Genomic DNA, 17,374 nt, shown 5'->3' on the forward strand with positions numbered 1-17,374 from the left:
CGGCCCCAGTGGGAGCCGGGCCGGGAGCGCGTCACTCGACGAAGATGTCCACCGAGGGGCGCATCTCGGCGCAGACCCGCAGCACGTCGTGGATGACGTGCCCTTCGAACGCCTCGAACGGCTTGGTGTCCACGGCCTGCTGGTCGCTGTCCACCGCGGGGTAGGACTGCTGGGTGAGCAGGTAGTCGAACCGCGGCGCCCACTTACGGGCACCCAGCCGGGCGGTGGTCGAGCAGTTGTCCACCATGTACGCCACGCCGCGGGCGTGCATGTACGGGTTGAGCGAATCGACGGCCTCGATCACCGACTCGTTGGCGATCTCCGAGTACGGGTGGCCGCGCTCGAGCAGGACGTCGACCTGACCCATCATCACGCCGCAGAAGACGCCGGCGGTGAAGGGGTCCAGCGGGATCTCGTTCTCGACGCGGTCGGCCCGCACCTTCTGGCCCACCTGCCACATGTCGGCCTGGTCGATCTTGCCCATCGGGAAACGGGAGAGCCGCTGTCCGGCGAGCACCACGCTGTTGATCTCGTCGCCCGAGAGCACCTCGTCGTAGATCTCGTGGGTCAGCTCGAACCCGACGGGATAGGCGGCCGAGTACGCCTCGGCGAACACCGCCCTGCCGTCGCGGTCCAGTCGCCGGTACAGCCCGTCGAGGCCGTCCTTGGAGATGATCTTCGAGATCGGGCCGGTGACCGACTCGGTGGAGTGCCGGAACGCGTTCTCGTCGCTCATGCCGTGGTCGCGGTAGCGGCGGTAGAGGCTCTCGACGATTCCGTGTACCCCGGCCAGCAGCATGGCGCGCTCGCCGGAGAGGTCGGACAGGTACTCCGAGCGCAGGGTGGTCTGGAACGTGTACGGGGCGCCGAGCGCGACCGACCAGCCCAGTGCGCGGTCGGTGGCGTGCCCGGTGACGTCCTGCTGCACCGCGAAGCTGGCGTTGATCCCGGCTCCGTTGACCTCGACACCCTGCACGTAGAGGGCCCGCACCGAGGCGCCCATGCCCTTCGGGCAGACGGCGATGATGTCCACCTCGGTGGGGAACTGCTTACCCTCGGCGGTGAGGTGGCCGAGCAGGAAGCCGTGGGAGAACCCCAGGGTGGTGCCCGGCCGCACCGCCGCGAAGATCTGCTCGTACAGCTCGGCCTGGGCGGCGTCGGAGATCAGCAGGATGACCACGTCCGAGGCGCGGATGACCTCGAACATCTCGCCGAGGGTGCCGTCCTCCTCGCTGAAGCCGGCCGCCCGCGCCAGATCGAAGGATCCCGACCCGGTGCGCAGGCCCACCGCGACCTTGACGGCCCCGTTCAGCGAGTCGCGCAGGTTCTGCGCCTGCGCCGAACCCTGAGGGCCCCAGCCGATGACGCCAATCTGGTTCACCCCTGCGAACGCCTGGGGAAGCCTGTCGAAAAGGTGACGTCCACCACGAACGATCGCCTCCTGGCGCCCGCCGAGCGAGATGTACTCCTTGTCGAAAACGGTGGTCTCGAAATCGAGAATCTGGTCCGGCATGGCCCTCTCTCATCAGATCATTTGCGTGGTCGTGCACAGGTGTTGCCCCGTGGTACACGGTGTGCGGTTTCATTATGCCGAGACCGGCCGAGCCGTTGTGATCGGGATCAAAGATGCCTCGTCCGGATTGTCAAAAATGCGTGCCAATTCCTGGGGAGCGACTGGGGCGAGGCCCTGGCGATCGAAACATGGGACGTTAGGATGTGAGGATGAGGTTGGTCGCCGTGCACACGGGAAGGCTGTGCGATGAGGTCGTCGCGCAGTTCGAAGAGCTGATCGAGAGCGGTGAGTGGCCACTGGGATCGAAGATCCCGGCCGAGCCGGAACTGGTGGCGGCACTGGGGGTCGGCCGCAACACGGTGCGGGAGGCCGTCCGGGCCCTCGAGCACGCCGGACTACTGGAACCCCGGCGGGGCGACGGCACCTACGTCCGCGCCACGAGTGGCCTCGGCGCCGCCATCCTGCGCCGGGCCCGGCGCTCCCGGGCGCTCGACGTGCTCGCGGTCAGGACGAGCCTGGAGAGGGACGCCGCCGCGGCGGCCGCCGTCCGGCGCACCGAGGCGGACATCACCGCCATCCGCGATGCCATCGCGACTCGCCGGACCTCGTGGGACGGCGGCGATCGGGCCGCGTTCGTCGCCGCGGACCTCGCCTTCCACCGCGCGGTGATCGCCGCGACCGGCAATCCGGTGCTCATCGACCTCTACACCGGGCTGACCGACGCGCTGCAGCGAACGGTCGCCACGATCCACGAACTCGATGACGACCCACCGTCCTTTCCCGGCCACGAGGAGCTCGCCGCGGCGGTCATCGCCGGCGACCCGGTCGCGGCGCGCGCAGCGGCGGAGAGCTATCTCGACGCCGCACGCCGCCTCGTCGAGGGCAGCCGATGAGCGCCGACGTCACCGCCACGGCGGCCGGCGTCGGCCGCTCGTCGCGCCTGCCCGCGTGGTGGGTGGGCATCACGATCGTGCTGGTCGCGGCGAACCTGCGGCCCGCCGTGGTCGGCGTCGCGCCCGTGCTGGCCCAGATCAGGGCCAGCGAGGGACTCTCCGGCACGGCAGCAGGAGTGCTGACGGCGTTGCCGGTGCTGTGCTTCGGCCTGCTCGCGCCTGCGGCGCCGCGCCTGGCCCGGCGGTTCGGCATCGAACGCACGGTGCTCGGCGCGCTGGCGCTGCTCTGTGTCAGCTTCGTGGTCCGGTCCACGGGCTCGGTCGCCATGCTCTTCGTCGGCACCCTGCTGGCCGGGTCCGCGATCGCCGTCGGGAACGTTCTGCTCCCGGCTCTGATCAAGCGCGACTTCTCCCATCGCACCGGCCTGATGACGGGGCTGTACACGATGGCGATCTCCGCGGGCGGCGCGCTCGCCGCGGGAATCACCGTTCCGGTGGCGAACGCGGCAGGTCTCGACTGGCGCGGGGCACTCGCCATCTGGGGACTGTTCGCTCTGCTCGCCCTGGTGTTCTGGCTACCCCGGGTACGGGGTGGCGGTGGTGTCGGCCGAACCGGCGGGCCACGGATCACCGGGCTCTGGCGCAACGCGGTCGCCTGGCAGGTCACCGCGTTCATGGGGCTGCAGTCACTCGGTTACTACGCCGTGTCGGCGTGGATCCCCGCGGTGTTCGCGGACCGTGGGTTCGATCCGGAGGCGGCGGGATGGCTGCTGTCGCTGGGGAGCTTCGTCGGCATCGCCGGCTCGATGGCGGCGCCGATGCTGGCCAGCCGCTACCGGAGCCAGCGGCTGGTTGCCGCCGGCCTGACGGTGGTCTCGGCGGTCGGCCTGCTCGGGGTGATCGCGCTGCCCGGAGCCGAGGTCGTCTCGATGGCGCTGCTCGGTTTCGGGCAGGGCGCGGCGCTCGGGCTCGCACTGACGCTGGTGGCGCTGCGCTCCCCCGACGCCCCGCATGCATCGCAGCTGTCCGGGATGGCGCAGAGCGTCGGGTACGTCGTGGCCGCGATGGGACCGTTCCTGGTGGGAGCGGTGCACGACGCCACCGGCTCGTGGACGATTCCGCTCCTGTTGTTGCTCGTCCTGTTCGTGCCGCAGGGCATCGCCGGCGTGCTGGCAGGGCGGGAGCGGTGGGTGGGGTCACCGGCCGCTCCCTGATCGGTATCGGTCGATTCGACCCGTGGCGCGGTTGTTTTGTCGGTATTGACCCCTACTCTGCCGGGCGGGTGTGATGCGCGCCCGAGGAGAAGGGGACCCGGATGACCGATCTCGCCACCGCCGATGCCGTCCCGCCCACCACGTGGGAGCAGCATCGGGTCGAGCTCACGGCGTACTGCTACCGGATGCTCGGTTCGTCGGCCGACGCCGAGGACGCCGTCCAGGACACGATGGTGCGGGCGTGGCGCTCGTTCGACCGCTTCGAGGGCCGGTCCTCGGTGCGCTCGTGGCTGTACAAGATCGCCACCAACGTCTGTCTCACGATGCTCGACGGTCGCAAGAGGCGGGCCCGGCCGATGGACTTCGGCCCGGCCGGGTCGGCCGACGCGCCGGTCAAGGAGCCCACCAACGAGATCTCCTGGCTCGAGCCCATCCCGGATGCCCGGGTCCTGCCCACCGTGGCCGACCCCGCCGAGCTGGCGGTGTCGCGGGAGTCGGTCCGGCTCGCGTTCGTGGCCGCGCTGCAGCACCTGCCGGCCCGCCAGCGCGCGGTGCTGATCCTGCGCGAGGTGCTGCAGTGGAAGGCGTCCGAGGTCGCCGAGCTGCTCGGCACCACTGTCGCCTCGGTCAACAGTGCGCTCCAGCGGGCGAGGGCCACCCTGGCCGAGAACAACCTCGACGGGTCCGCGCCCGTCGACGAGATGGACGACGACCACCGCGCGCTGCTGTCGCGCTACGCGGAGGCGTTCGAGCGGTACGACATCGGCGCCCTGGTCTCGCTGCTGCACGAGGACGCCGTCCTCAACATGCCCCCCTACAACCTGTGGCTGCAGGGCCCCGAGCAGATCAGCAGGTGGTTCAGCGGGCACGGTGCCGGCTGCGCCGGTTCCCGGCTGGTGCCGCTCGAGGCCAACGGACAGCCCGGCTTCGGTCAGTACCGGCGCCATCCCGATGAGGACGGCTACTACGCGTGGGCCGTGCAGGTACTGGAGTTCCGCCAGGGCCGGATCAGCGGTTACAGCTCGTTCCTCGACGTGGAGACGCTGTTCCCGATGTTCGGGCTCCCGCTGCGGCTCGACGCGGCAGGCGAGCCGGTGCCGGCCGCGTCCCCAGCGGCGGAGCCTCCGGCCGCGGTCAGCGTTCCGCCGAGCGGGCCCACAGGTTGATCCCCGCATCCACGGCGTGCTGATCGATGCGCTCGAGCTCGTCAGTGCTGAACCCGAGGTTGTCCAGCGCTCCGAGGTTGTCGTCGAGTTGCTGCACGCTGCTGGCCCCGACCAGCACCGACGTCACCCGGGAGTCGCGCAGCGCCCAGGCCAGCGCCATCTGCGCGAGCGACTGGTTGCGGGCCGCCGCCATCTCGTTGAGTGCTCGGACGTGGGCGATGGTCGTGTCGGTGAGCAGGTCGGGCGAGAGCGACTTGCCCTGCGTCGCGCGTGAGCCGGCCGGCACCCCGTCGAGGTACTTGCTGGTGAGCATGCCCTGCGCGAGCGGGGAGAACGCGATGCAACCCACGCCCGTCTCCCCCAGCACGTCGAGCAGGTCCTCCTCGATCCAGCGGTTGAGCATTGAGTACGACGGCTGGTGGATCAGCAGCGGCGTGCCGAGCTCTCGCAGGATCCGGGCGGCCTCGCGCGTGCGGTCACCGCTGTAGGACGAGATGCCGGCGTAGAGCGCCTTGCCGGAGCGCACCGCGGTGTCGAGCGCCCCCATCGTCTCCTCGAGCGGCGTGGTGGGGTCGAAGCGGTGGCTGTAGAAGATGTCGACGTAGTCCACGCCCATCCGGGCGAGTGACTGGTCGAGGCTCGCCAACAGGTACTTCCGCGACCCGCCGCCCTGGCCGTACGGGCCGGGCCACATGTCGTAGCCGGCCTTGGTGGAGAGGATCAGCTCGTCGCGGTACGGGCGGAAGTCCTGCGCGAAGATCGCGCCGAAGTTGCTCTCCGCGCTGCCGTAGGGCGGCCCGTAGTTGTTGGCCAGGTCGAAGTGCGTGATGCCGCGGTCGAACGCATGGCGCAGGATGGCGCGCTGCGTCTCGAGCGGCTTGTCGTCGCCGAAGTTGTGCCAGAGCCCGAGCGAGACCGTGGGGAGATCCAGGCCGCTGCGCCCACAACGACGGAACGTGCCGCCGTCCGGCTGGAAGGACTCGTAGCGGTCTGCTGCGGCAAGGTACGTCACACGCCCATCCTGCCCCGTCGGGTCGGGCCGGCACGGACCGGCCGAGGGTGCCCGCCCGCTCCCCGATTGCCTTTCTTGAGCGGTCGATCCAGTGGAGCGCTACCGTGCCACCCTCGCGGCGGAGGCCCTGCGGAGCCTCGACGAGGGGGGCGATGCGCGGTCGGCGATCCGCTCGATGCTGGTCGGGCGGGTCCGGATCGCGGTCGAACACGGCGGCCGGGGCTGCCTGGCGGCCAACGCGGCGTGCGAACGCCTGCCGGAGGACCAGGCGACCCGGCGCACCGTGCGCGACATGCAGGACGCCGGCCGGGACGCGCTCGCCGACGTGCTGCGCGGCGCGGCGGAGCGGGGCGAGATCTCCACGCGCCACGACCCGCACACCCTGGCCGCCTTCCTCGTCACCTTCCTCAACGGGCTGCTCATCTCCGCGAAGATCACGCCGGACGCCGGGGTGCTCGAACCTCTCGTGGAGGTCGCGCTGGCTGCCCTGGACTGATCCCGTACGCCCTCAATCTGTATCAAATGATCCAGAAAGTTGGAACGAAATGATCGTCGGCCATCAGGGAGACCCCCTCCGCACGGGCCGTGCCACCGTCAACGGAACGAGCCTCCACTACCGCACGGGCGGATCCGGTCCGGCGGTGGTGCTGCTGCACGGCGTGCCCAAGACCAGCTACCACTGGCGGCATCTCGTCCCGAAACTGACGGCGCAGCACACGGTGGTCGTGCCCGACCTTCGTGGTCTCGGCGACTCCGCCCGCCCCGCGGACGGATACGACTCCGCGACCATGAGCGACGACATCGCCGCGCTGATGGCCCACCTCGGGCACGAGTCCTACAGCGTGATCGGGGAGGACTGGGGAGCGGTGATCGGCTACCAGCTCGCCGCCCGGCACCGCGGCGAGGTCACCGCCCTCGTGTTCGCCGAGGCGTTCTTACCCGGATTCGGCTTCGAGGACCGCACCGCACTCACGCCGGAGAACGTCTCCACCGGAATGCACTTGTGGCATCTGGGTTTCTACTTCCAGCCCGACGTTCCCGAGATGCTGATCGCCGGGCACGAACGAGAGCTCATCACCTACATGCTGAAGTACGAGCGCACCTATCCCGACACCGCCACCCCCGAGGCCGTCGACGAATACGTGCGCTGCTACTCCATGCCGGGCGGTATCCGCGCGATGCTGGCGATCTATCGCGCCATGCTCGTCGACGCCGAACAGAACCGGCAGGCCGCCCGGCAGAAGCTGGACATACCGGTGCTGGCACTCGGCGGGTCGGCGTTCATCGGTGATCGCAACGAAGCCCAGATGCTGGACGTGGCGCACGACGTCACCGGTCACGTCTTCGACGCGGGCCACGACCTCGCCGAGGAGGTACCGGACGAGATGGCCGCGGTGGTGGTGCCGTTCCTGGCCGAGGTTCTCTAGCTCAGGGTGTCAATGGTTCAGGCGAAGGCCGCGGCGAGCGCGTCGAGGCAGTCCTGGCCATCCGTGCGGGCGACGAGCAGGTGACCGGGAACCTCCACCGGCGGGTCCAGCGGCCGGACCACCACACCGGGTGCGACGTCGCCGGCGCACCCGAGAACCACCGTTGCGGCGCGGTCTCCCAGTCCGATCTCGACCACGGCGTCCTCGACGGAACGGACCGGGCGCCCGAGAGTCGGGGCGATGCCTGCGGCCCGGCACGCGGCCAGCACGGCGTCGTGGAGCGTGGCGTCGGTGGATCGCTCGGGAGTCGCAGCACCACCTCCGACAGGACGGCGATCGGTACCGGCCGCCTGCCCGCGTCGTGATGGTCCGCCGGCAGCACGACGTGGAGGGGGTCGCGCCACAGCTCGACGGCCTGCCCCGTACCCGGTCGACCGCGGCGAGCACCGAGCGCGCCTCGACCCGGGTTCGCCAGGGCGTGGTTCGGGCAGCGGACGGGATGGGACCCGCTCTCCCTGATCGCGGCGGTCGGGGATCGGGCGCCGGGGATCGGGCTCGGCACGGCGGTCATGGTGACGTGGCCGCACCACCCGCTGTCCCTCGCCGCGCAGGCCCTCTCCACCCAGGCCGCGACGGGCGGCCGGCTCACGCTCGGGGTGGGTCCGAGCCGTCAGATGATCGTCGAGAACCGGTACGGCTACCCGTGGACCCGCCCGGGGCAGCACGTCGAGGATCATCTGGCCGTCCTCGCGCCGGCGCTGCGGGGCGAGGACGTCGACGTCAGAGCGGCGACCGTCACGGCATCAGGCCGGGTGAGCGTCCCCGAGGTGACCCCACCGCCGCTGCTGCTCGCGGCGCACGGTCTGCGGCTCGCGGGCGAGCGGGCCGACGGCGTGATCACCACCTGGTCGGGCCCGCGGGGCCTCGCGGAGCACGTCGTGCCGCAGGTGCACGCAGGTACCGCCGGACGACCGGCCCCGCAGGTCGTGGTCGGCGTGGTCGCGACCGTGACGCACGATCCGGACGCCGCCCGCGCCTACGTGGCGGACGCCTGGCATCGCCGGTGAGCTGCCCAGCTACCGGCGTTCCCTGGACCGCGACGGGTTCGCCGGCCCGGCCGACACCGTCGTCGCCGGTGACGAGGCGGAGCTGGAGAAGGAGGTGCGGCGCTTCGCCGACGCCGGCGCCACCGAGTTCCAGCTCTGCCCGGTGGGACCCCCTGCCGAGCGGGCGCGCACGGTCGCCTTCTTCGCCGAGCTCGCCCGCGCTCAGCCCCGCGCGTAACGGCCGGGTGTGGTCCCGACGTGGCGGGTGAAGTGCCGGTGCAGATGTGCCTGGTCGTGGAACCCCACGGCGACCGCGACGTCGGCGGGCGGCTCACCGTCGAGCAGGCGGCGGCGGGCCGCCTCGATCCGGCGGCCGGTGAGGTAGCGATGCGGCGGGAGCCCGTACGCGCTGGTGAAGCAGCGCACCAGATGGGCGGGGTGCGCGTGCAGCAGTGCGGCCGCATCGCGGAGTGCGAGGCCCGGGACGGTGTGGTCGTCCAGCAGGTCACGCAGGTTCGCGGCGAGCCGGTCGGGGGCGGGTTCGACGGCAGGGGCGTGCAGGTGCCTGCGGATCCGGTCGGCGATCAGCGCGAGCCTGCTCTCGGCCTCGAGCGCGGTGCCGGGGACGGCCAGAACCCGGTGCAGCTGGTCCACCCGGGTGCGGAGCGGATCGTCGTCGAAGCTCGGCGCGTCGACCGAAGCGCCGGTCAGGGACTCGTCGAGCACCGCCGTGTCGACGTAGAGCACGCGCTTGCGGAAGCCGTGGTCGGTGGCCGAGCGCCCGGTGTGGGCCACGTGCGGCGGGAGCAGCGTGACCCCCGGGCGGAGGGCGCCGTGCTCGTGGCGGTCCAGGTCGTAGCGGATCGCGCCCTCGTCGACGACGAGCAGCGTCCACGTGTCGTGGGCGTGCTCGGGGTAGGCGTGGTCGGTGAACTCGGCGTGGAAGACCTCGACGATGCCGGGCACCGGTGGGGCCCAGGCCCGTACCGCAGGCATGTGAACAACGTACAAGAACCGTGGGGCCGGCCAGGGCCACGCTCGTCCGGTGCGCTTCGACACCAAGATCGCCGTGCTGCTCCGGGACGACCTGGAGATGTGGCAGCGGCTGAACGTCACCGCCTTCCTGGCCAGTGGGATCGCGGCGAACCCCGAGCTCCTCGGTGAGCCGTACGCCGACGCGGACGGCACGCCGTATCTGCCGATGTTCCGCCAGCCGGTGCTCGTGCTGGCCGGTGACGCCGAGGTGCTCGCCGCCGCCCACGAGCGCGCGGTGCGCCGCGGGATGCCGGCGGCGGTGTTCACCGAGGAGCTGTTCACGACCGGGCACGACGAGGCCAACCGCGCCGCGGTCCGGGCGGTGGCCCGCGACGACCTCAAGCTCGTGGGCCTCGCCGTGCACGGTTCGCGCAACGCGGTGGACAAGGTCCTCCGGGGCGCCACGATGCACCCCTGAGGGACTCTGGTCAGGCCACCGGCTCGTGCCGGATCACGGACGGGTGATCGTCTGCACGAACAGCTGCGGGTCGGGCGGCGTCGCCGCGCAGCCCTGGCCCTCCCTCGCGACGAAGATCGAGGCGGTGTCGCCGGGCGGGTAGACGCGCAGGCCCCGCACCGGGGTCGGACGGCACGCCGCCGCGTCGAAGTTCAGGACGTTCACCAGCCGCAGTGGCGCCACAGCGGTGCCACGCGGAGCGATGACCACCTCGGGTCCGCGGTCGCCCGACATCTCCGCGGCCGAACCCACCTGGTGGCCGTCGTCGCCTGCCACGTAGGAGACCCCGGGGAAGCCGCGCAGCTCACAGGTCCGCGACCCCGTGTTGGTGAACACCAGCGGCTGCATCACCGATCCGGCGCCCGCGTCGCCCTGGCCCATCGAGACCGACAGCTCTGCCGTGGTGCATCGCTGCGGTCCCGTGCTGCCCCCGCTCCCGGTCGGCTGCGCGCCGCCGGTGGGCTGCGCCCCGGCAGGCTGCGCGCTGGTGGTGGGGGCCGCCGTGGGCGCGGGTGCGGTGGCCGACGCCGCCGCCGACGTCGATCCCGGTGGCGGTGCGGTGCCTCCGGAACAACCCGCCACCGCCGCGAGTGCGACGAAGCCTGCGACGGCCCACCGCATCTGTCGTGTTCTCTTACCGTGCCTCTTCAGTGCGCGCACTGCTCCACCGTTCTCCTCGCGGGCGCCCACCCCTCGGCGCCACGACACTGTGTGTCAGACAATCATCCAATCGGGCGAGCGCCCGGGACTGTCCTACCCTGGCGCCGGTTCGTGACGAGAGGTGGCGGATGTCGGCGACGCGACTGCTGGTGCTCGGGATCGTGCGGGGGTACGGCCGGGCGCACGGCTACCGCGTGGGCAACGACCTGCTGTCCTGGGGTGCCGACGAGTGGGCGAACGTCAAGTGGGGCTCGATCTACCACGCGCTGAAGTCGCTCACCCAGAGTGGTTTCCTGCTCGACCACAACGACATCCCGGGCCGCACCGACTACGAGATCACCGAGCGTGGTGAGGCCGAGTTCATGCGGCTGCTGCGCGACGCCGTGCGCCGTCCCCAGCCTCGCCCCGACTTCCTGGGGGCCGCGCTCGCCATGCTGCCCTCACTCCCCCGCGCCGAGGCGATCCGGTTGCTACGCGAGCGGTTGACGACGCTGGAGGAGACACGGGACAAGGCGCGGGCCCAGGTGGACGCGCTGGTCGACCCGCCGCACGTCGGGGAGCTGTTCGGACTGTGGGAGCACAACGCGGCGAGCAGCGCGGACTGGACGCGCGGGCTCATCGAGCGCCTCGAGGCAGGCGCGTACCCGATGGCCGGGGAACCCCGCTCCCCCGGCAGGCCGGGCAGCTGGCCCGACCTGCACTTCCCGCCGTACCCCCCGCCCGACTGACCGATGGGCGTTCCGGCTAGCCACCGTCGGGCTCGGTGAACGCCCGCCGGCTGTGCACGAGCAACTCGCGCAGGCCGGGGCCGTGCGAGCTGCGCCAGATCAGGGCGAGAACGGCGGGGATGTCGGCGTCGTCGATGGCGACGGTGGTGAGCCGGTCGCGGTAGCGGGCGGCCATCGACTTGCTGAGGACGGCGACCGCGAGTCCGCGGCCTGCGAGGTCGGCGATGGCGTCCGCGGCGCTGGCCTGCAGCGTGATCACGGGCCGGAGGTGCTGCGCCGCGCAGGCCTGGTCGAGCACCGTGCGCAGGCCGGTGCCGGGTGGCATGCAGACGATCGGGTGGGCGACCAGGTCGCGCAGACCGACCCGCCCGCGTCCCGCGAGGGGATGCCCCAGCGGGACCGCCGCGACGAGCCGCTCGCTGATGATCGTCAGCGCCTCCAGGCCGTCGGGGGTGGCGGCGGTGCCGATGAGAGCCAGGTCGAGGGTGCCGGTGCGCACGCCGTCGACGAGCCGGTCGGAGTTGTCCTCCAGCAGCGAGATCTCCACGCCGGGATGTGCCCGGTGGAACGTGGCGAGCGCGTCGAAGAGCGGTGTGACGGTGCAGCCGATGACCATCCCGACGGTGAGCCGGCCCCGGATCAGCTCGGCCACCTCACCCACCGCCTCGCCGACCGAACCGGCGGCGGCGAGCGCGGCGCGGGCGTGCTCGAGCGCGGCCTTCCCCGCGACGGTCAGGGTGGCGCTGCGGGCCGACCGGTCGAACAGCTCCGCACCGAGCTCACGTTCCAGCCGGCGGATCTGGGCGCTGACGCCGGACTGGCTGATGTGCACCCGCTCGGCCGCGCGCGTGAAGTTCTGCTCCTCGGCGACCGCGACGAAGTACTCGAGCTGCCGCAGTTCCATAACTGCTGATACTAGCTCCCAGCAGAACCATCTGTTGGACTTCTGATCCGGACGCGACGACCCTCGGATGTGCGCGACCACTACCCCAGGAGGACGTCGTGACGGAGTACGAGAAGGCCATGCGGCCCGAGGACATCACCCGCTTGTTCGTGGAGCGGTCCAACGCCGGGGACGCGGCCGGCGTGGCCGCTCTCTACGAGGAGGACGCCGTACTGGCCTACCCGCCGGGCGGCCGGACGGTGGGCCGCGAGGCGATCCGCGACCTGTGGGCGAAGGTGCTGGCGAACCGCCCCCACTTCGAACGGGAGGAGCCGCTGCCGACGCTGGTCAGCGGCGACATCGCCCTCACCTCCACGCCACCGAAGGACGGGGCGGGCGCCCGCGCGCAGGTGGTCCGGCGCCAGCCGGACGGAAGCTGGCTGCGCCTGCTCGACCAGCCCGAGTTCGTCCCCCCGGCCCGCTGAACCCTCGCCCGGGGTAACGCCCGTCCGCTTCCTGGCGATTCAAGTTTGCATACCGCGCGGCCGTCGTGCACACTCGGCGCCCCGCAGGCTCAAGTTTGAATATAACGGGAGGGACATGACCCCCGCCGTCACCGCCGAGGCGATCCGCAAGCGCTACCCCGGCTCCGGCGCCCTCGCACTCGACGGGTTCGACCTCTCCGTGCCGCCCGGCACGGTGCACGGACTGCTCGGCCCCAACGGGGCAGGCAAGACCACCGCCATCCGCATCCTCACCACGCTGCTGCGCGCCGACAGCGGCCGCGCCACCATCGCCGGGTTCGACGTGGGGACGCAGGCAGTGGACGTGCGGCGGCAGATCGGGCTCGTCGGCCAGTACGCCGCCGTCGACGAGATCCTCGACGGCAGGCGCAACCTGGTGATGTTCGGCCGGCTGTTCCACCTCTCCCCCGCGGGCGCCCGCAGCCGCGCCGACCACCTGCTGGAGCGGTTCGGGCTGACCGGGGCGGCGAGCCGACCCGTCGGGCGCTACTCCGGCGGGATGCGCAGGCGCCTGGACCTGGCGGTGAGCATGATCCTCGCGCCCGCCGTGCTGTTCCTCGACGAGCCGACCACGGGCCTCGATCCCCGGGGCCGGGCGGAGGTGTGGGACGCCGTGCGGGCGCTCGTCGCCGGCGGCACGACCGTGCTCCTGACGACGCAGTACCTCGACGAGGCCGACCAGCTGGCGGACCGGATCTCGGTGCTCGCGCACGTGGGCGAGACGGGTGGCCGGGTGATCGCCGAGGGCACGCCGGACGAGCTGCGGTCGCGGATCGGCGGCGATCGGATCGACCTGGTCGTGCGCCATCCCGCCGACCTGGCGGCTGCGGCGGCGTTGGTCGGGCGGGTGACCGGCCGCGAGCCCGAGGTGGACGCCCCCACCCGGCGCGTGGCCGCGCCCGTCGAAGACCGCATGGCGGCGCTCGCGGCGATGGTGCACGGGCTGCGGGACGAGGGCATCGACGCCGAGGACCTCACGGTCCGCCGCCCGACCCTCGACGAGGTGTTCCTGCAGCTCACGGGCGCGCCGACGGTGGAGGTGGCGGCGTGAGCGCACCGGCGGGTACCGAACCCGACACGAGCCACGCCGGGGACATGGCCGTGCTGCCCGCGCCGGGCTCCCGGCTGCGCTGGGCCCTGACCGACGCCGCCACTCTCACCAGCCGCTACCTCGCGCACCTGCGCCACCAGCCCGCGGAGCTGGCGGGCGCGATCGGGTTCCCGATCCTGCTCGTGCTGATGTTCGCGTTCCTCCTCGGCGGGATGATGGCCGTGCCGGGCGGCGGCGACTACCGGCAGGCCCTGCTGCCCGGCCTGTTCACGATGACCATGCTGTTCGGGCTGTCGGCCACGATGGTCGCCGTGGTCACCGACGCGCAGCGCGGGATCACCGACCGGTTCCGCTCGATGCCCATGGCACCGTCGGCGGTGCTGGTCGGGCGAGCGGCGGCCGACATGGTGACCTCGACGATCACGCTCGGCGCGCTGCTGCTGGTGGGCCTCGCGGTCGGCTGGCGACCCTCCGGCGGCCCGGTGGCGTTCGCGGCGGCGGTCGGGCTGCTCCTGCTGCTGCGGTTCGCGCTGCTCTGGGTGGGCATCTACCTGGGCCTTCTGGTGCGCAGCCCCGGCGCGGTGACCGCCGTGCAGACGCTCGAGTTCCCGTTCGGGTTCCTGTCGGGGCTGTTCGTCGCCCCGTCGACGATGCCGCTCGTGGTCGGGGCGGTCGCGGAGTGGAACCCGCTGTCGTCCACCGCCGCGGCCACCCGCGCGCTCTTCGGCAACCCGGGATGGGGCGGCGACTCGTGGGTCGCCCAGCACCCCGTCCTCATGGCCGTGGTCTGGCCACTCGTGATCGTCGCGGTGTTCGCGCCGTTGTCCGTCCACCGCTACCGGGAGATGAGTCGATGACCCCCAGGAAGACCGGCACGCCACCGCGCTGGCTCAAGCCGATGAACCGCGTGCTGATGACGATGCAGCGCCTCGGGCTCGGGATGCGCGACCTGCCCGTCCTCACCGTGCCCGGACGGCGCAGTGGCGAGCCGCGCCGCACGCCCCTGTCCGTTCTGGACATGGACGGGCACCGCTACCTCCTGGCCGGTTTCCCGGGAGCGGACTGGGCCGCCAACGCCCGCGCCGCGGGCGTGGGCACCTTGAGCGTCGGACGCACGCAGGAACGGGTGCGGCTGGTCGAGCTCGACCCCGCGGCGGCCGTGCCCGTCCTGCGGGCCTGGCCCGTGCGCATCCCGGAGGGCGCGAAGATCATGCAGGACGCCGGCGTCGTCTCCGAGTCCACACCGGATGCGTTCGAGGCGCTGGCCGGCCGGTGCGCGGTGTTCCGGCTGGAGACCCCGCAGGACGGGGCGGGGTGAGCGCCTCCGGCGTCACCGATGAGATCGGGACCCGGGGTGGGTCCTCCCTGTACCGACCGCCGAGCCCACCCACTCAGGGCGCAGCCACGAGGAGCCGCATGCAGCAGGAGTTCATCACCGTCACGGGCGCGCGGGAGAACAACCTGCACGACGTGTCCGTCCGGATCCCGAAGCGGCAGATCACCGCGTTCGTCGGGGTGTCCGGATCGGGCAAGTCGTCGCTGGTCTTCGACACGATCGCGGCGGAGGCGCAGCGCCAGCTCAACGAGACGTTCTCCGCGTTCGTGCGAGGCTTCCTGCCGAAGCTGGGCCAGCCCGACGCCGACCTGATCGAGAACCTTTCCACGGCGATCGTCGTCGACCAGAAGCGGCTGGGCGGCGGGAGCCGCTCCACGCTGGGCACCGTCACCGACATCAACTCGTTCCTGCGGCTGCTGTTCTCCCGCCGCAGCACGCCGCACCTCGGGTACAGCAACGTCTTCGGGTTCAACGACCCAGCGGGCATGTGCCCCGAGTGCAAGGGCATCGGCCGGAAGATCCAGCTCGACCACGACAAGATGTTCGACCGGTCCAAGTCGCTCAACGAGGGCGCGATCCGGCACCGGAACTGGGCCGTCGACAGCTGGTACTGGCACACCTACGCCGGGTCGGGCCGGTTCGACCTCGACAAGCCGCTGCGCGACTACACCGATGAGGAGTGGAAGCTCCTGCTCCACGGCGCCGACGAGAAGGTGACGCTGCAGTTCGTCGGGCGCAAGTCGATGAAGGTCGACTTCGAGGGTGTCGAGACCAAGTTCAACCGGCTCTTCGTGGACGTGGAGGAGGCGTCCGACGCCAAGCGCGAGGCCGTGGCCGCGTACACCACGTCGGTGCGCTGCCCCGGCTGTGGCGGCACGCGGCTGGCCGAGGCGCCCCGGACGGCGACGGTGGACGGACACACGCTGCCCTCACTCACCGCGCTCGACCTGGGGTCGCTGCGCACCGTGCTCGCCACGCTCCGCACGCCCGAGGTCGCGCCGCTCGTGGACGAGGCCCTCACCCGCGTCGGGGCGCTGATCGACATGGGGCTGGGGTACCTCACGCTCGACCGCGAGACGTCCACGTTGTCGGGCGGGGAGTCGCAGCGGATCAAGATGGTGCGCCACCTCGGGTCGTCGCTGGTGGACGTCATGTACGTGTTCGACGAGCCGACGATCGGGCTGCACCCCCGCGACGTCGGGCGGATGAACGCGCTGCTGCACCGGCTGCGCGACAAGGGCAACACCGTGCTCGTCGTCGAGCACGACTCGGACGTCATCACGGCGGCCGACCACGTCGTCGAGCTCGGTCCGCGGGCAGGCACCGGGGGCGGCCGGATCGTCTACGAGGGCGAGGTGGCGGGCCTCGCGTCGTCGGGCACGCTGACCGGGGAGTTCCTGCACCGGCAGGTCACGCTGCGGGAGAAGCCACGCACCCCCGCGGGGCAGCTGCGCCTGGAGAACGCCTCGGCCAACAACCTGCGCGGGTTCGACGTGGACATCCCGCTCGGCGTGCTCGTGGCGCTCACCGGGGTGGCCGGGTCGGGCAAGAGCACGCTCGTCCGCGAGGTGCTCGTCCCGCAACACCCCGAGGCGATCGTCGTCGACCAGACCGCGGTGTCCACGTCCATCCGCTCCACCCCGGCCACCTGGACCGGCGTGATGGACCCCATCCGCAAGCTCTACGCCAAGGAGACCGGCGTCAAGCCCGCGCTGTTCAGCTTCAACTCCGCGGGCGCGTGCCCAGGCTGCAACGGCCTCGGCGTGGTCTACACCGACCTCGCCTTCCTCGACGGCGTTCGCTCCACGTGCACCGACTGCGGGGGCAGGCGCTACACCGACGAGGTGCTCGCCCTCACCGTCAACGGAAAGTCGATCTCCGACGCCCTCGACATGACCGCCGAGCAGGCGCTGGAGTTCTTCACCGCCCGCGACATCCGCAAGCGGCTGCAGGCCGTGGTGGACGTCGGCCTGGGCTACCTGACGCTCGGTCAGCCGCTCTCCACGCTCTCGGGCGGCGAGTGCCAGCGGCTCAAGCTCGCCGGGCGGCTGCACGAGAAGGGCAACATCTACGTGCTCGACGAGCCGACCACCGGCCTGCACATGTCCGACTGCGGGCACCTGCTGGGGCTGCTCGACCGGCTCGTCGAGGGGGGCAGCTCGGTGATCGTCGTGGAGCACAACCTCGACGTCATCGCGCACGCGGACTGGGTGATCGACCTGGGCCCCGACGGCGGGGACGCCGGCGGCCAGGTGGTTTTCGAGGGCCCGCCCGCACAGCTGGCGACGACCCCGGCGTCGTTCACCGGTGAGCACCTGGCCCGCTATCTCGGGACGGCGGCGAGCGCGCCGATGACGTCCGGCACGACGGGTGTGGGCGAGGTCGCAGCCGTCCCGGGCGGTTCGGCAACAGCGCGCGATTAGGCTTTC

Annotated in this window: 19 protein-coding genes and 1 pseudogene; 14 read left to right on the top strand and 6 right to left on the bottom strand. The window is 71.8% G+C overall.

Annotation, left to right across the window (positions count from 1 at the left end; all coding sequences use genetic code 11):
- Positions 1-31: 31 nt before the first annotated feature.
- A complete protein-coding gene (locus AC5L35_RS03765) occupies positions 32-1,513 on the bottom strand; it encodes a ketol-acid reductoisomerase (RefSeq protein ID WP_495058111.1) in 1,482 nt (493 codons plus the stop codon).
- Positions 1,514-1,722: 209 nt separating this feature from the next.
- Here AC5L35_RS03765 and AC5L35_RS03770 point away from each other — a divergent pair, with 209 nt between their 5' ends.
- The 3 genes from AC5L35_RS03770 to AC5L35_RS03780 all read left to right on the top strand — a co-directional run bounded on the left by AC5L35_RS03770 (position 1,723) and on the right by AC5L35_RS03780 (position 4,786).
- Positions 1,723-2,406 carry a FadR/GntR family transcriptional regulator gene (locus tag AC5L35_RS03770; RefSeq protein ID WP_495058112.1) on the top strand — a complete coding sequence of 228 codons (684 nt, stop codon included), beginning with the start codon at positions 1,723-1,725 and terminating at the stop codon, positions 2,404-2,406.
- Positions 2,403-3,620: a CynX/NimT family MFS transporter gene (locus AC5L35_RS03775; RefSeq protein ID WP_495058113.1), complete on the top strand. Its 1,218-nt coding sequence runs from the start codon at positions 2,403-2,405 to the stop codon at positions 3,618-3,620. The genes AC5L35_RS03770 and AC5L35_RS03775 overlap by 4 nt, the downstream gene beginning before the upstream one ends.
- Before the next feature lie 101 nt (positions 3,621-3,721).
- Complete coding sequence (locus AC5L35_RS03780) at positions 3,722-4,786, top strand: sigma-70 family RNA polymerase sigma factor (RefSeq protein ID WP_495058114.1); 1,065 nt, start codon at positions 3,722-3,724, stop codon at positions 4,784-4,786.
- Here AC5L35_RS03780 and mgrA read toward each other — a convergent pair.
- Positions 4,755-5,798: an L-glyceraldehyde 3-phosphate reductase gene (mgrA, locus tag AC5L35_RS03785; RefSeq protein ID WP_495058115.1), complete on the bottom strand. Its 1,044-nt coding sequence runs from the start codon at positions 5,796-5,798 to the stop codon at positions 4,755-4,757. The two genes, AC5L35_RS03780 and mgrA, sit on opposite strands and share 32 nt — an antisense overlap.
- Positions 5,799-5,889: 91 nt before the next feature.
- Here mgrA and AC5L35_RS03790 point away from each other — a divergent pair, with 91 nt between their 5' ends.
- The gene (locus tag AC5L35_RS03790) at positions 5,890-6,294 is read left to right on the top strand and encodes a TetR family transcriptional regulator C-terminal domain-containing protein (protein ID WP_495058116.1); all 405 of its coding nucleotides are present in this window, start codon (positions 5,890-5,892) and stop codon (positions 6,292-6,294) included.
- A gap of 49 nt (positions 6,295-6,343) precedes the next feature.
- Complete coding sequence (locus tag AC5L35_RS03795; protein ID WP_495058117.1) at positions 6,344-7,225, top strand: alpha/beta fold hydrolase; 882 nt, start codon at positions 6,344-6,346, stop codon at positions 7,223-7,225.
- Positions 7,226-7,242: 17 nt separating this feature from the next.
- On the opposite strand, the gene AC5L35_RS03800 is transcribed toward AC5L35_RS03795, so the two are convergent.
- A complete protein-coding gene (locus AC5L35_RS03800; protein ID WP_495058118.1) occupies positions 7,243-7,494 on the bottom strand; it encodes a hypothetical protein in 252 nt (83 codons plus the stop codon).
- A 240-nt stretch (positions 7,495-7,734) separates the two neighbouring features.
- On the opposite strand from AC5L35_RS03800, the pseudogene AC5L35_RS03805 reads away from it, so the two are divergent.
- Together AC5L35_RS03805 and AC5L35_RS03810 are read left to right on the top strand one after the other, a co-directional pair.
- Positions 7,735-8,292 (top strand): annotated as a pseudogene (locus AC5L35_RS03805) (LLM class flavin-dependent oxidoreductase); the annotation flags it as partial.
- A gap of 94 nt (positions 8,293-8,386) precedes the next feature.
- The gene (locus tag AC5L35_RS03810; protein ID WP_495058119.1) at positions 8,387-8,509 is read left to right on the top strand and encodes a hypothetical protein; all 123 of its coding nucleotides are present in this window, start codon (positions 8,387-8,389) and stop codon (positions 8,507-8,509) included.
- Here AC5L35_RS03810 and AC5L35_RS03815 read toward each other — a convergent pair.
- Complete coding sequence (locus tag AC5L35_RS03815; RefSeq protein WP_495058120.1) at positions 8,494-9,267, bottom strand: AraC family transcriptional regulator; 774 nt, start codon at positions 9,265-9,267, stop codon at positions 8,494-8,496. The two genes, AC5L35_RS03810 and AC5L35_RS03815, sit on opposite strands and share 16 nt — an antisense overlap.
- 49 nt (positions 9,268-9,316) lie before the next feature.
- Between AC5L35_RS03815 and AC5L35_RS03820 the strand changes: the two genes are divergently transcribed.
- Positions 9,317-9,724 carry a DUF2000 family protein gene (locus AC5L35_RS03820; RefSeq protein WP_495058121.1) on the top strand — a complete coding sequence of 136 codons (408 nt, stop codon included), beginning with the start codon at positions 9,317-9,319 and terminating at the stop codon, positions 9,722-9,724.
- A gap of 33 nt (positions 9,725-9,757) precedes the next feature.
- On the opposite strand, the gene AC5L35_RS03825 is transcribed toward AC5L35_RS03820, so the two are convergent.
- Positions 9,758-10,384, bottom strand: coding sequence for a DUF4232 domain-containing protein (locus AC5L35_RS03825; RefSeq protein WP_495058122.1), 627 nt, complete (start codon positions 10,382-10,384; stop codon positions 9,758-9,760).
- Positions 10,385-10,551: 167 nt separating this feature from the next.
- Here AC5L35_RS03825 and AC5L35_RS03830 point away from each other — a divergent pair, with 167 nt between their 5' ends.
- A complete protein-coding gene (locus AC5L35_RS03830) occupies positions 10,552-11,151 on the top strand; it encodes a PadR family transcriptional regulator (protein ID WP_495058123.1) in 600 nt (199 codons plus the stop codon).
- 16 nt (positions 11,152-11,167) lie between these two features.
- On the opposite strand, the gene AC5L35_RS03835 is transcribed toward AC5L35_RS03830, so the two are convergent.
- Positions 11,168-12,055 carry a LysR family transcriptional regulator gene (locus tag AC5L35_RS03835; RefSeq protein ID WP_495058124.1) on the bottom strand — a complete coding sequence of 296 codons (888 nt, stop codon included), beginning with the start codon at positions 12,053-12,055 and terminating at the stop codon, positions 11,168-11,170.
- Between the two features lie 98 nt (positions 12,056-12,153).
- Between AC5L35_RS03835 and AC5L35_RS03840 the strand changes: the two genes are divergently transcribed.
- From AC5L35_RS03840 to AC5L35_RS03860, 5 genes are all read left to right on the top strand, one after another.
- On the top strand, positions 12,154-12,519 hold the full coding sequence (locus tag AC5L35_RS03840; protein ID WP_495058125.1) for a YybH family protein: 366 nt from the start codon (positions 12,154-12,156) through the stop codon (positions 12,517-12,519).
- A gap of 115 nt (positions 12,520-12,634) precedes the next feature.
- A complete protein-coding gene (locus AC5L35_RS03845) occupies positions 12,635-13,609 on the top strand; it encodes an ATP-binding cassette domain-containing protein (RefSeq protein ID WP_495058126.1) in 975 nt (324 codons plus the stop codon).
- Positions 13,610-13,653: 44 nt separating this feature from the next.
- Positions 13,654-14,466, top strand: coding sequence for an ABC transporter permease (locus AC5L35_RS03850; protein WP_495058686.1), 813 nt, complete (start codon positions 13,654-13,656; stop codon positions 14,464-14,466).
- Entirely contained in the window at positions 14,463-14,927 is a 465-nt protein-coding gene (locus AC5L35_RS03855) for a nitroreductase/quinone reductase family protein (protein ID WP_495058127.1), read from the top strand. Before AC5L35_RS03850 ends, AC5L35_RS03855 begins: the two co-directional genes overlap by 4 nt.
- A 98-nt stretch (positions 14,928-15,025) precedes the next feature.
- Positions 15,026-17,368 (top strand): ATP-binding cassette domain-containing protein, encoded by a 2,343-nt coding sequence (locus AC5L35_RS03860; protein WP_495058128.1) that lies wholly within the window; start codon positions 15,026-15,028, stop codon positions 17,366-17,368.
- Positions 17,369-17,374: the final 6 nt, after the last annotated feature.

This window comes from Pseudonocardia sp. OZ21, from assembly GCF_059359135.1.

Coding starts and splice junctions, on each gene's coding strand:
- AC5L35_RS03835 (WP_495058124.1), bottom strand. CDS start 12,055: ATGGAACTGCGGCAGCTCGAGTACTTCGTCGCGGTCGCCGAGGAGCAG.
- AC5L35_RS03780 (WP_495058114.1), top strand. CDS start 3,722: ATGACCGATCTCGCCACCGCCGATGCCGTCCCGCCCACCACGTGGGAG.
- AC5L35_RS03815 (WP_495058120.1), bottom strand. CDS start 9,267: ATGCCTGCGGTACGGGCCTGGGCCCCACCGGTGCCCGGCATCGTCGAG.
- AC5L35_RS03860 (WP_495058128.1), top strand. CDS start 15,026: ATGCAGCAGGAGTTCATCACCGTCACGGGCGCGCGGGAGAACAACCTG.
- AC5L35_RS03770 (WP_495058112.1), top strand. CDS start 1,723: ATGAGGTTGGTCGCCGTGCACACGGGAAGGCTGTGCGATGAGGTCGTC.
- AC5L35_RS03825 (WP_495058122.1), bottom strand. CDS start 10,384: ATGCGGTGGGCCGTCGCAGGCTTCGTCGCACTCGCGGCGGTGGCGGGT.
- AC5L35_RS03855 (WP_495058127.1), top strand. CDS start 14,463: ATGACCCCCAGGAAGACCGGCACGCCACCGCGCTGGCTCAAGCCGATG.
- AC5L35_RS03775 (WP_495058113.1), top strand. CDS start 2,403: ATGAGCGCCGACGTCACCGCCACGGCGGCCGGCGTCGGCCGCTCGTCG.
- AC5L35_RS03850 (WP_495058686.1), top strand. CDS start 13,654: ATGGCCGTGCTGCCCGCGCCGGGCTCCCGGCTGCGCTGGGCCCTGACC.
- AC5L35_RS03830 (WP_495058123.1), top strand. CDS start 10,552: ATGTCGGCGACGCGACTGCTGGTGCTCGGGATCGTGCGGGGGTACGGC.
- AC5L35_RS03845 (WP_495058126.1), top strand. CDS start 12,635: ATGACCCCCGCCGTCACCGCCGAGGCGATCCGCAAGCGCTACCCCGGC.
- AC5L35_RS03765 (WP_495058111.1), bottom strand. CDS start 1,513: ATGCCGGACCAGATTCTCGATTTCGAGACCACCGTTTTCGACAAGGAG.
- AC5L35_RS03795 (WP_495058117.1), top strand. CDS start 6,344: ATGATCGTCGGCCATCAGGGAGACCCCCTCCGCACGGGCCGTGCCACC.